10 protein-coding genes are annotated in these 11,818 nt (G+C 63.7%); 3 read left to right on the top strand and 7 right to left on the bottom strand.

Annotation, left to right across the window (positions count from 1 at the left end; all coding sequences use genetic code 11):
* Positions 1 to 379: cytochrome d ubiquinol oxidase subunit II (gene cydB / locus P0D71_RS05725; protein ID WP_408479449.1), on the top strand; the 379-nt coding region annotated here is incomplete at its 5' end.
* A gap of 28 nt (positions 380 to 407) precedes the next feature.
* Positions 408 to 524 (top strand): cytochrome bd-I oxidase subunit CydX, encoded by a 117-nt coding sequence (cydX, locus tag P0D71_RS05720; protein WP_091796841.1) that lies wholly within the window; start codon positions 408 to 410, stop codon positions 522 to 524.
* Positions 525 to 652: 128 nt separating this feature from the next.
* Here the strand turns inward: cydX and P0D71_RS05715 are convergent, their stop codons facing one another.
* The 6 genes from P0D71_RS05715 to P0D71_RS05690 form a co-directional block, all read right to left on the bottom strand.
* Positions 653 to 1,969 carry a DUF1996 domain-containing protein gene (locus tag P0D71_RS05715; protein ID WP_408479455.1) on the bottom strand — a complete coding sequence of 439 codons (1,317 nt, stop codon included), beginning with the start codon at positions 1,967 to 1,969 and terminating at the stop codon, positions 653 to 655.
* Between the two features lie 254 nt (positions 1,970 to 2,223).
* Complete coding sequence (gene nagE, locus P0D71_RS05710) at positions 2,224 to 4,011, bottom strand: N-acetylglucosamine-specific PTS transporter subunit IIBC (RefSeq protein WP_408184551.1); 1,788 nt, start codon at positions 4,009 to 4,011, stop codon at positions 2,224 to 2,226.
* Between the two features lie 137 nt (positions 4,012 to 4,148).
* Positions 4,149 to 6,713 (bottom strand): phosphoenolpyruvate--protein phosphotransferase, encoded by a 2,565-nt coding sequence (ptsP, locus tag P0D71_RS05705; protein ID WP_408479448.1) that lies wholly within the window; start codon positions 6,711 to 6,713, stop codon positions 4,149 to 4,151.
* 38 nt (positions 6,714 to 6,751) lie between these two features.
* Positions 6,752 to 7,759, bottom strand: a complete 1,008-nt coding sequence (locus P0D71_RS05700) for an SIS domain-containing protein (protein WP_408479454.1) — start codon at positions 7,757 to 7,759, stop codon at positions 6,752 to 6,754.
* Positions 7,752 to 8,855, bottom strand: coding sequence for an N-acetylglucosamine-6-phosphate deacetylase (gene nagA / locus P0D71_RS05695; RefSeq protein WP_408184549.1), 1,104 nt, complete (start codon positions 8,853 to 8,855; stop codon positions 7,752 to 7,754). The genes P0D71_RS05700 and nagA overlap by 8 nt, the downstream gene beginning before the upstream one ends.
* Before the next feature lie 102 nt (positions 8,856 to 8,957).
* Complete coding sequence (locus P0D71_RS05690; RefSeq protein WP_091796846.1) at positions 8,958 to 9,692, bottom strand: GntR family transcriptional regulator; 735 nt, start codon at positions 9,690 to 9,692, stop codon at positions 8,958 to 8,960.
* Between the two features lie 373 nt (positions 9,693 to 10,065).
* On the opposite strand from P0D71_RS05690, the gene P0D71_RS05685 reads away from it, so the two are divergent.
* Positions 10,066 to 10,992 carry a GNAT family N-acetyltransferase gene (locus P0D71_RS05685; protein WP_408479447.1) on the top strand — a complete coding sequence of 309 codons (927 nt, stop codon included), beginning with the start codon at positions 10,066 to 10,068 and terminating at the stop codon, positions 10,990 to 10,992.
* Positions 10,993 to 11,004: 12 nt separating this feature from the next.
* On the opposite strand, the gene P0D71_RS05680 is transcribed toward P0D71_RS05685, so the two are convergent.
* A complete protein-coding gene (locus P0D71_RS05680) occupies positions 11,005 to 11,817 on the bottom strand; it encodes a MetQ/NlpA family ABC transporter substrate-binding protein (protein WP_091796848.1) in 813 nt (270 codons plus the stop codon).
* Between the last annotated feature and the right edge of the window lies 1 nt (position 11,818).

The raw sequence follows: 11,818 nt of genomic DNA, 5'->3' as shown, positions 1-11,818 counted from the left end.
GTGGCTCACCAACTACGCCACCTATCCGTGGATGGTGGCCGCTCCCGTAGCCGGCCTGGTGGGCGGCGTGCTGGCCGCGTTGCTCGCGCGTTCGCGCTTTGAAAAGAGCGCGTTCCTGTCGACCTCGCTGATGATCATCGGCGTGATCCTCACGGCGGGCTTCTCGATGTTTCCGTTCATCATGCCCTCCTCGCTCGACGGCCGCAGCAGTCTCACCGTGTGGGATTCGACCTCGAGCCGCATGACGTTGCAGATCATGCTGATCGCCGTGATCGTGTTCCTGCCGATCATCCTGATCTATACGAGCTGGGTGTATCGCGTGATGCGCGGCAAGGTGACTGCGGCAGCGCTCGAAGAGAATCACCATTCGATGTATTGATCGCCAATACGCTTAACAGGAGTTTGTGATGTGGTATTTCAGTTGGATTCTCGGAATCGGCGTGGCGTTAGCGTTCGGCATGATCAACGTGATGTGGCTGGAATCGCGCCGGCCGGTGGAAGCAGGCAAGCATAAGACTCATTGATGCATGTTCGACCGGCCGCGCGCCGGTCGAATAGCCACGCAAAAAAGAAACGGCACCTCGAGGTTCAAGGTGCCGTTTTTTGCGTGGCGAGATGAGAAGCGGTCACGCCCGCTCTCACGTTGCCCACATTACTTCATGAACAGCGCAGGTGTTCGTGTCCCGTCGCGTGAAGAGATCTGAATCGTGCGGCCAGTTGCGTTGCGAATGCACACGCCGATTTGCGACGCCCCCGCAGCGACTTGCGATGCAACGTATCGCGTGATGTCGTTGATGCGCGGCTGCAATGCACTATCCAGGTAGATGCCGCCGATTCGCTGGTTCGTGTTGCAGGCGGCCGCCGTTGGCAGGTTGGCGACATCGTCCCAGTTCGTGGAAGCAGCGTAGATATCCAGCGTCACCGCACTCGTGTCCGTGACGTTCTGCGCAAGTGTCTGCAGATACGAGTTGGTGTACGGATAATCCTTCAGATTGGTGGGCGTCGGGACTTTGATCAGCACGACACTTCCTGCGTCCGAGGTCATCGTGCTATCGCTCGCATGCGTGACGCCGCGGCCATCCACCCACACATCGGCGCTGGCTTTCGAGTAGTACGTCGGGATGCTGTTGCTGCACGCAATGTTCGCATTCGAGCAGTTGTCCACGGCGTACTGCAGCGAATCGGTCTTCCACGCGTTGATGAAGTCCGCATGCGCGGTATACAGGCTTCCCCATTGCGGCACCCACGTGCCATTCACGAAAATCGGATCCATCGACAATTGCGCGGTGGAGAGGTCAGGATCCTGCCCCAAGTCGTACGCAACATTGAGTTGCAGTTCCGGAATCTTGACGGGATAGGCGGCCGGACATTTTCCGTCCGCCTGCCGGTAGGCCATGTTCATGATGTGGCTGGCCATGTTCGGCACAAGAGTGCGGCCGTCCCAGCAATCCGGAAAATGGACCGAGATATCGAGCTGCGCGTAAGTGCCGCTGCTGTCCGTTACGACCGGGCAGTTGGTCGGCGCGATCTGGGTGTAGGAGCCGCCGCGGCACAGATAGTTGATCTGCGGTTTGGGCACGGATGAACGGTGATCGCCAGCCAGCATTTCCAGGCCATCGGGAATCGTGTGCAGCGGCACCACCGGCTGATCGTTCTTGTAGTAGGTCTTCTGATAGCCCGGCACGACAATCCCCGACGCGCGTTTCAATTGCGGAACCCAGTACGAGGAAGGGTCCGCCGCGACATTACAGGTGGTGACCTTGTTGTCGTTCAGGGAGTAGTAGGTACTGTATGCATCGGCGCCCGTGTTGCCAAAAAAGTCGTGCACCATGGCCCTGCCAGGCTGCCCCGGAAAAACGATCGCATCGTCCGGCAGCGTGTGCGAATATGCGCATTGAACATTGAACTGGCCACCGGCGTGCGCAGCGCCAGCTGGCAGCAAGAACAAGAGGCAGATTGCCGCTCGCATTGACATGGGTAACTCCTGAGCTTGAACGAAAACGCCTTGCCGGTATGACAAGGCGCTCGAATGTCATTAGTTAGCTTACCCAATTATTTTCAGAATAGACCGTGTGTGCGCTACTGCGCCGCACCGCCGTATATCGGTAACTGCCGTGCATAAAAAAGCCTCCGGGGTTAAAACGGAGGCTTCCCGAACATCGTGGCTTGCGAGCCGAACCGCCCGATAGACCGAAATCAGCGCGGTTCGAAGCGTCGATAGAATTACGCGGGCAGCGGCGCCGCACCGGCGCCCGTAGCCGGCGACAGACGCGTCGCCAGCTTTTCCGCGTAGCGCTGCGCGGCATCGCCGACGACGATATGGAACGTGTCCGCCGCGACCCATGCTGTGTCGAGCGTCGCCAGGCGTTGACGATCGACCGCCGACGGGTCACGCACGACGATACGCAGACGAGTTGCCGCCACTGCATCCAGCGACACTACGTTGCCCGCGCCGCCAAACACGGCGAGCCAGCGCAACGGATCCGGATCGAGCGGGCCGCCTTGCGTGCCCGATGCCATAGCCGGCGTAACCGGCGCAGCCGCCATAGTAGGAGCCGGAGCAGCAGCCACCTGCTTCACCGCATCGCCGCCACCTTGCGCGATCACCGTGCGGATTTCGTCCGCGATGATGTCCGCTTCCGGTCCGATGATCACCTGCACATTGGTCGACCCGCGCTTGAGCACGCCGCGTGCGCCAATCGTTTTCAGTTCGTTTTCGGAGACCTTGTTCGAATCGACTACCGACAGACGAAGACGCGTCGTGCACGCATCCACCACCGACAGATTCGCTGCACCGCCGAGCGCGGCGATATAACGCTGCGCGCGCGGCACGGCCGCACCGGCGACCGGCGAAACGAAACCGCCAGCGGCAAACGAGTCGGCCTGTTCGTCGGCTGCGGCCGGCTCGCGGCCCGGCGTCGCCATGTTGAACTTACGGATGAAGAAGCGGAACAGGCCGTAGTACACCACCATGTACACGAGGCCGATCGGAATCGCCCACCAGCCTCTCGTCGACAGGCCGTAGTTCAGTACGTAGTCGATTGCGCCCGCGGAGAAGGTGAAGCCGAGGTGAATACCGAGCGCCGAACAGATGGCGAGCGAGAGACCCGTCAGCAGCGCGTGGATCACGTACAGCACCGGAGCGAGGAACATGAAGCTGAATTCGATCGGCTCGGTCACGCCCGTGAGGAACGACGTGAGCGCCATCGAGAACAGCAGGCCGCCGACCACCGCGCGGCGCTCCTTCGGCGCTTCATGGAACATCGCAAGACAGGCAGCCGGCAGGCCGAACATCATGATCGGGAAGAAGCCCGTCATGAAGGTGCCCGCAGTCGGGTCGCCCGCGAAGAAGCGATGCAGGTCGCCCGTCACCGCGGCGCCGCCCGGCGGCGTGAAGGTGCCGAACACGAACCATGTGAGCGAATTGAGGATGTGATGCAAACCCGTGACGAGCAGCAAACGGTTCAGCACGCCGAACACGAACGCGCCGAGCGCGCCCGCGGTGGTCAGCCAGTGGCCAGCCGTATCGATCACGGCTTGCACCGGTTGCCACACGTAGCCGAACGCTATGCCGAGCACGAGGCACACTACCCCCGTGACAATCGGCACGAAGCGTTTCCCTCCGAAGAAGGCGAGGTAATCGGGCAGCTTGATGTCCTTGTACCTGTTGTACAGCAAGCCCGCGACGATACCCGCCACGATCCCGGACAACACGCCCATGTTGAGCTTGTCGTTGATGTCCTTCATCACGGCGACTTCGATCAGATAACCGATCGCGCCAGCCAGACCCGCCACGCCGTTGTTGTCTTTCGCGAAACCGACCGCCACGCCGATCGCGAACAGCAGCGGCAGGTTGTCGAAGATCGCGCCGCCGGCGTCGGCGATCATCTTGATGTTGAACACATCGGGCTGGCCGAGTCGCAGCAGCAGGCCGGCAACCGGCAGCACCGCGATCGGCAGCATCAGCGCGCGTCCCAGCCGCTGAATTTTCAGAAACGGATTCCCATCCATTGATACCTCCAATCCTTTGTCTCTTTGTTGAACGTCGTTGTTGAACGTCGTTGTCGAACGTCGTTGTCGAACGTCGTCGTTGAGTCTTGTAGCTCGGGTTAATAATTGAGCGAAGCCGGCTGCGGACCGTGTGGGGTTCAGTCCAAAGGCCAGGTTTCGCGACTTGCTGCTCTTACCGCCTGCGCCGATTCGAGCGCCAGTGCATCCTGCGCGCGTTGACGGCACAGCTGATAATCGAGGTTACGCACGCGCGCCTTGATGCCCGGCACCGACACCGGGTCCACCGAAAGCTCGGTCACGCCAAGGCCGATAAGCAGCGGCATGGCGAGCGGATCGCCCGCCAGCGCGCCGCACACACCGACCCATTTGCCGTGCTTGTCGGCACCTTGCACGGTGGCTGCGATCAACCGCAGCACAGCCGGATGCAAGCCGTCCGCCTGGGCGGCGAGGTCGGCCTGGCAACGATCCATGGCGAGCGTGTATTGCGTCAGATCGTTGGTGCCGATCGAGAGGAAATCCGCGTGTTGCGCGAGTTGATCGGCAAGCAGCGCCGCCGACGGCACTTCGATCATCACGCCGACTTCGATCGGCTCCGTGCGGCCCGATTCGCGAGCGAATTCGTCGATGCGTTTGCGGATCCGGATCAATTCGCCGACGTCGGTCACCATCGGCAGCAGGATGCGCACGGCGCCGAGAGGCTGCACCGCGAGCAGACCGCGCAACTGGTCGTCGAGCAGGTCCGGGCGCACTTGCGCGAGGCGAATGCCGCGCAAGCCGAGCGCGGGATTTGGCTCGGGCGGCAGCGTCAGATAGTCGACTTCCTTATCCGCGCCGACATCCAGCGTGCGGATGATCGCGGTGCGACCGCTCAACGCGTCGACGATTGCCTGGTAGCTCTGACGATGTTCGTCCGTGGTCGGCGCAGCGGCGCGGTGAATGAACAGCAGTTCGGTGCGCAACAGGCCGACGGAATCGGCGCCGTTCTCGACGGCGGTCTTCGCGTCGTCGAGCGTGGCGATGTTCGCGGCCACTTCGATCGCGCGGCCATCGGACGTGACGGCGGCTTGCTGCGAGGTGCGGCGATTGGCTTCGCGCACACCGGCGAGACGGGTGCGTTCCAGACGTGCGCGTTCAACGTCGAGCCCGGTCGGCGCGAATTCGAGGCGGCCGGTCGTGGCGTTCACCACCACTTGCGTGCCTTCGGGAATCGCATGCAACGCGTCGCCGACTGCCACCAGTGCGGGAATGCCCGCCTGACGCGCGAGAATCGCCGCGTGCGAAGTCGCGCCGCCGCGCGCCATCACCAGCGCGGTAACGCGCGAGCGATCCAGCGTCGAGAGATCGGAGGGCGTGAACTCTTCCGCCGCGAGCACGGCTTCTTCCGGCAACGTGCGCGCCGCGGCGTTCGTATAACCGAGCGCGCGCAGCACGCGCTTCTCGATGTCGCGCAGGTCGGCAGCGCGCTCCGCGAGCAACGCGTCTTCGATTTTCGAAAGGATCGCGATCTGCGCCCGAATCGCTTCGCGCCATGCAAAGCCGGCGCTCTTGCCGAGGCTGATCAGATCGCGCGCCGCGTCGAGCAGCGTGGGATCTTCGAGCAGCACGCGGTGTACCGCGAAAATGCCCGCTTCGCCGACCGCGCCGCGCTGCGATGCGTCACGCACGGTCGTGCCGAGGTCCGCATCGACGGTGGCAATCGCCTTGTCGAGCAGGCGGCTCTCCGCGGCGGACGTGCCGGTCGCCTTCTCCGGCGGATCGATGTCCGCGTCGTCCCAGCGCACCAGTTTGCCGACCGCGATGCCCGGTGCGGCGCACACGCCGGCGAGCGTATTCGGAGCGAGCGCTTCGCCCGCCGGACGCGCCACGGCTTGCGGCGCCGGCGAACTTTGGCGTGCCGGTTTTTCTTCGACTTCACCATGCGCTTCGCGCGTCAGTTCGTGAGCAATGGCTTCGATCGCGGCTCTCGCTTGCGGGCCGACGCCGAGCAACTCGACGCTCGCGCCTTCACCCGCGCCGAGTCCGAGCAATCCCACCACGCTTTCGATCGCCGCCTTGCGCCCTTCGTAACGCACTTCGACGCGTGCGTCGAAACCGCGCGCCGCTTCACGGGCCCGCGCCGCCGGACGTGCATGCAGACCGCCTGCGTGGACCAGCGTGACTTGCTGACGGGCTTCTTCCGTCACGTTCGTCACACCAGCCTGGCGCGACGCCTCGGCCGCCGCGCCACTGCGCGCGCGCAGCACCAGCAGCGGCGTTTCACCGGCTTTCAGCAGGCCGCCTTGCACGCGCTCGACGATCTCGAACGCGTCGGAATTGGCAATCGCCACCACCGACACGAGGCTCGGCGCATTGAGCGCGACCTGATCCTGATCGAACTCGATCAGCACGTCGCCGGCGCGCACGTGAGCGCCTTGCGCGACCATCGGCGCAAAGCCCTTGCCGTTCAGCGCGACCGTGTCGATACCGATGTGCAGCAAAATCTCGACACCTTCGGCAGTGGCCAGCGTCACTGCGTGACCGGTGCGCGCGAGATGCGTCACCGTGCCGTCGCACGGCGCGACGAGTCGGCCCTCGAGCGGATCAATACCGATACCGTCGCCGAACATACCGCCCGAAAACACAGGGTCGGGCACGTTCGCGAGCGGCACGACCGGACCGGTCATCGGCGCGAGCAAAACAATATGGCCTTCAGAATGGCTCATCAAGCGGGACTCCTCGACACGTCGCATCTGATTTCTCGTCAGTGAGTTTCGGTGACTTTGTTGAGATGGCGCGGCGCATCGGGATTGCGCCCGCGCGCGGCGGCAAGGCCGGCGGCCATCACGTAAAAGGACAGGATCGCGGCGATCGGATCGAGCGCCGCATGAGCGGTGGTAGCGAGAGGCAGCGTGGCTTCCGGCACGTCGGCCGGCGCCGCGAGCAGGACACGTGCGCCGCGCGCCTTCATGTCGCGAGCGAGTTGCAGCAAGCCCGCCTGTTCCGGACCGCGCGGTGCGAAGACCAGCAGCGGGTAGTCGCGGTCGATCAGTTCCATCGGACCGTGACGCACTTCCGCACTCGAAAACGCTTCGGCCTGAATGCCGGAGGTTTCCTTCAGTTTCAGCGCGGCTTCCTGCGCGATGGCCAGACCCAGACCGCGGCCGATCACGATCATGCGCTCCACGCCGCGCAATTCCTCCACGGCATTCGACCAGTCGAGCTTGCCCGCGGCTCGCAGGGCTTCGGGGAGTGTCTTCAACGCCGCGAGCAGTTCGGCGTCTTTCTGCCAATGCGCGACGAGTTGCGCGGAAATCGACAGCATCGCGATGTAGCTCTTGGTGGCCGCAACGCTCAGTTCCGGACCGGCTTCGAGCGGCAACTCGAATTCGCACACATCGGCCAAGGGTGAGCCCGACACGTTCACGGCGGCGACGGTCAACGCGCCTGCCTGGCGCAATGCTTCCATCGTGCCGACCAGATCCGGGCTCTTGCCCGATTGCGAGAACGCCAGCGCGAGCTGATCGCGCACCTGCAGCGGCGCTTGCTGGAGCGTCGCGACCGACATCGGCAGCGAGGCAACCGGCACGCCGAGTCGGCTCATCGTCAGGCATGCGAAGTAACTCGCCGCATGGTCCGAGCTGCCGCGCGCGACCGTCAGCGCGACATGGCGCGGCTGCTGTGCAAGCTTTGCCGCGAGGGCCTCGACGCGCGAGGTATCCGTGAGTTGCGCAGCGACCGTTTCAGCGGACGCCAGCGCCTCTTTAAGCATATTCGACAATTGCTTCTCCTTCGACGTAAGTCGCGCTCAACGCCAGTTCACGATCGAACACGACCACGTCAGCCCATGCACCGCGCGCGATGCGGCCGCGGTCCTCGATGCCCAGGTAGTCGGCGGCGTAGCGCGACAAACGGTTCGATACATCGGCGATCGGCAAGCCGATCGACACGAGATTGCGCAGCGCCTGATCCATGGTCAGGGTGCTGCCGGCGAGCGTGCCGTCGGCGAGACGCACGCCGCCGAGGCACTTCGTCACATGCTGGCTGCCGAGGCGATATTCGCCGTCGGGCATGCCGGTGGCCGAGGTGCTGTCCGTCACCACATAGAGACGCGGAATCGCGCGCAATGCCGCGCGGATCGCACCAGGATGGACGTGCAGCAGATCGGGAATGATTTCGGCGAACTCGGCGTGCGCGAGCGCCGCGCCGACGAGTCCGGGATTGCGATGGTGCAGCGGTGACATCGCGTTGAACAGGTGCGTGAAGCCGCAGGCGCCGTGCTTGAGCGCGGCGACGGCGTCGTCGTAGGTGCCGAGCGAATGGCCCAACTGCACACGCACGCCGCGCGCCGCCATCTCGGAGATGATCTCCATGTGGCCGGCAATTTCCGGCGCCAGCGTGACCACGCGAATCGGTGCGATGGACAGATACTTCAGCACTTCGTCCATCACCGCCGAGACCGCCGCGTCCGGTTGCGCGCCGAGCTTGCCGGGATTGATGTACGGCCCTTCCAGATGCACGCCGAGCACGCGCGCGCCGCCGGGCGTGCGAATCCGCGCGTTGTTGCCCAGACCCGCGACGACGCTCATCAGTTCATCGCGCGGCGCGGTCATGGTGGTGGCGAGCAGGCTCGTCGTGCCGTAACGCGCATGCGTGCGGGTGATGGTTTCGATCGCGTTGTCGCCTTCCATCACGTCGGCGCCGCCGCCGCCATGCACGTGCAGATCGATGAAGCCAGGCAGGATGTAGGGCGCGTCGTTGGTCGACGGGTCGACACGTTCGCCGGTGAGCGCCGTGATGCGGCCGTTTTCGAATTCGAGCGTGCCGTGAATCCACCCATCGGTGGTGAGTATGTTTCCGGTCAGCATGAGTCTCTCTGGTAAGGCGTGATACGGGGCGTGACTGAATGAGGCCTGACGGCGGCCGTGCTCCTGAACTCGCGGACTTCGCGCGTGGCTCAGTCGAGCCGCTCAGGTGCGCAATTCAGCGACAAAGTCGTAGTAATCATCGCGGCAATAGGTGTCGGTCAGCTCGATCGCGCGCTGATCGGCGCTATAGCCGATACGGGTAATGACCAGCAGCGCCGAGCGCGGTTCGATATCCATCAACGCGGCGATCTCGCTCGACGCGTTGACCGCGCGAAAGTGCTGCAAGGCGCGCACCACGGCCGCGCCCCGGTGTTCGAGATAGCTGTAAAGCGAGTCGCCGACGGCTTGCGGGTCGGGCACGATGGCGGCCGGCAGCGCGGAATGCTCGACTGCCATGACAATGCCGTCCGCGCGCCGCAAGCGCCGCAGACTCGCCACCGCCGCGCCTGGCGAGAGTCCGAGATGCACCAGCTCTTCGCGGTTGGCGGCGCGCATATCGCGCTCGAGCCACACCGAATCTGGCCGGAAGCCGCGCTGCTGCATCTTCTTCGTAAAACCGGTGAGACGCGAGAGCGGATCTTCGACGCGCGGTGTGATGAAACTGCCCGCGCCACGAGCGCGCCGGATCAGGCCTTGCTCGACCAGCAACTCGATCGCCTTGCGCGCCGTAATGCGCGACACGCCGATCGCGTCCGAGAGCGTGCGCTCCGAGGGCAGCGCCTCACCCGCTGACCACACGCCGCAATGAATCGCCGTCGCGAGATTGCGCGCAAGCTGCAAATAGAGCGGCGTGACGTTGCGGGCGTCAGGCATCAGTGCGGACCAGCGAGTTTCCATGGGACTCCGGCGGCCGACGCGGAAAGGTAGGCCTACGAAAAATGAGAGCCCATTATATAACCAACATAATACCAGTCAATCGACTGGTTCTATACTGGCATGACGAGGCGCAAAGCCTTGCCGGATAAGGCCGGAAGGGATCTGAGGAACAGTACGAACGCGGTTTTCGGAGCCCAGGACTTACCCGTATCCGAGCGTGGGAAGGCGGCTGGGTGGCCGGAGCGCGGTCTTTTCTGCGTAAGAAATAGAACCCTGATCGATACCTTTTTAATACCAGTTCAATCAACCCTTTACCGGTATGGCTTTTGCAAAAGAGAGGCGTTCCAATATAGTGCTGGGAAGCAAGCCATAACATTCCCCCGGGGAGCAGCATTTGACCGATTCCGAGGCGCTGCGGCGCGCTCAGGCCGTCCGCCATTTCAACCGCTTCTACACCCAGCACATTGGCGCACTCCACGAGCACCTGGCAAAGAGCGCGTTCTCTCTGACCGAGGTGCGCGTGTTGCACGAACTCTACCGCGGACGCGCGCAAACGGCCTCGGTGCTCGGGCGCGCGCTCGGTCTCGACAGCGGGTATCTCAGCCGCCTGTTGACCAGTTTCGAACGGCGCAATCTGATCACGCGCCGCCCGTCCGAAACGGACGCGCGCCAGTCGCTGATCGCCCTCACCGACAGCGGCCACGCCGCCTACGCGCCGCTCGATACCGCGGCGATCGAAGAAGTGTCTGCGTTACTAGCCGGCCTCCCGGCGCTCTCCCAGGATCAGTTGATCGCCGCGATGAAAATCATCGAACGGCTGCTCGGTAAGGAGCCTAAGCACGAACTCGTGATGCTCCGCCCGCCACGCCCAGGTGAATGCGGCTGGCTCGTGCATCGGCAGGCGCAGTGGTTCGCCGCGCAATACGGCTGGAATCAGTCGTTCGAAGGATTGCTCGCGCGGGTCGTCGCCGACTACACGCAACGCAACGATCCGGTGCGGGAGATGTGCTGGGTCGCCGATCAGGAAGGGGTCGTGGTCGGCTCGGTCTGTGTCGTCGGGGTGTCGACGACGGTGGCGGGCGTGCGGCTCTTATGGGTCGAGCCCGACGTGCAGCGCCTCGGCGTCGGCACCCAATTGCTGAGCGAATGCGTGCGTTTCGCGCGGCGCGCGGGCTACACGAAGCTCACGCTAACAACGGCCACCTCGCTGGAACAACCGCGGCGCCTGTGCGAGCGCGCCGGTTTCAGGCTTGCCAGCGCGGCGGCTGAGTGCCGCTTTGGCAAGGATCTGACGATCGAGCGATGGGAACTGGAACTGTAGAACGCGTCGCTCTTAAAACGACGGCACCACCGAACCCTTGAACTGCGTCTTGATGAACTGGCGCACGTCTTCCGACTGATACGCGGCAACCAGCTTCTTCACCCACGGCTTGTCCTTGTCCTGCGTGCGCACGGCAATCAGGTTCGCGTACGGGCTATGCACGTCTTCGAGCGCGATCGCATCTTTGGTCGGTTGCAGGCCGGCGGCCAGCGCGAAGTTCGTGTTGATCGCGGCGGCATCGACGTCCGACAGCGAGCGCGGCAGTTGCGCGGCATCGAGTTCGACCAGCTTGATCTTCTTCGGATTCTCGGCAACGTCGAGCGCCGTCGCGTTATTGCCGTTCGCGCCCGCACCGGCCTTCAGCTTGATCACGCCTTGCGTTTGCAGCAACAGCAGCGCGCGATTTTCGTTCGACGGATCGTTCGGCACCGCGACCTTCGCGCCTTGCGGCAGGTCCTTCAGCGACTTCAGCTTCTTCGAGTAGATGCCGAGCGGCGAGATGTAAGTGAGACCGGCGCTGACGATCTTGTAGCCGCGCTGCTTGATCTGGCTATCGAGGTACGGCTGATGCTGGAAGCTGTTCGCGTCGAGATCGCCTGCGTCGAGTGCGGCGTTCGGCTGCACGTAGTCGTTGAATTCGACGACCTTCACGTTGAGGCCTTCGCGCTTCGCCACTTTCGTGACGACTTCCCAGATTTGCGCATCCGGGCCGCCGATCGTGCCGACCTTGATCACTTTGTCGTCGGCGTGCGCGCCGAAGCTGGTAACGATCGCCGCACCGGCGATGACTGCCGAGAGGGCTTTGAGGATGTTTCTGCGCTGCATG

Source organism: Paraburkholderia sp. RL17-383-BIF-A (assembly GCF_046028015.1).
Lineage (GTDB): Bacteria > Pseudomonadota > Gammaproteobacteria > Burkholderiales > Burkholderiaceae > Paraburkholderia.
The sequence above is the reverse complement of the archived record's forward strand: the minus strand, read 5'-3'. Positions and strand labels throughout refer to the sequence as shown.

What these genes read in the sequence shown, in the direction of transcription:
- cydX (WP_091796841.1), top strand. Translation starts at nt 408, where the DNA reads ATGTGGTATTTCAGTTGGATTCTCGGAATCGGCGTGGCGTTAGCGTTC.
- P0D71_RS05715 (WP_408479455.1), bottom strand. Translation starts at nt 1,969, where the DNA reads ATGCGAGCGGCAATCTGCCTCTTGTTCTTGCTGCCAGCTGGCGCTGCG.
- nagE (WP_408184551.1), bottom strand. Translation starts at nt 4,011, where the DNA reads ATGGATGGGAATCCGTTTCTGAAAATTCAGCGGCTGGGACGCGCGCTG.
- ptsP (WP_408479448.1), bottom strand. Translation starts at nt 6,713, where the DNA reads ATGAGCCATTCTGAAGGCCATATTGTTTTGCTCGCGCCGATGACCGGT.
- P0D71_RS05700 (WP_408479454.1), bottom strand. Translation starts at nt 7,759, where the DNA reads ATGCTTAAAGAGGCGCTGGCGTCCGCTGAAACGGTCGCTGCGCAACTC.
- nagA (WP_408184549.1), bottom strand. Translation starts at nt 8,855, where the DNA reads ATGCTGACCGGAAACATACTCACCACCGATGGGTGGATTCACGGCACG.
- P0D71_RS05690 (WP_091796846.1), bottom strand. Translation starts at nt 9,692, where the DNA reads ATGGAAACTCGCTGGTCCGCACTGATGCCTGACGCCCGCAACGTCACG.
- P0D71_RS05680 (WP_091796848.1), bottom strand. Translation starts at nt 11,817, where the DNA reads ATGCAGCGCAGAAACATCCTCAAAGCCCTCTCGGCAGTCATCGCCGGT.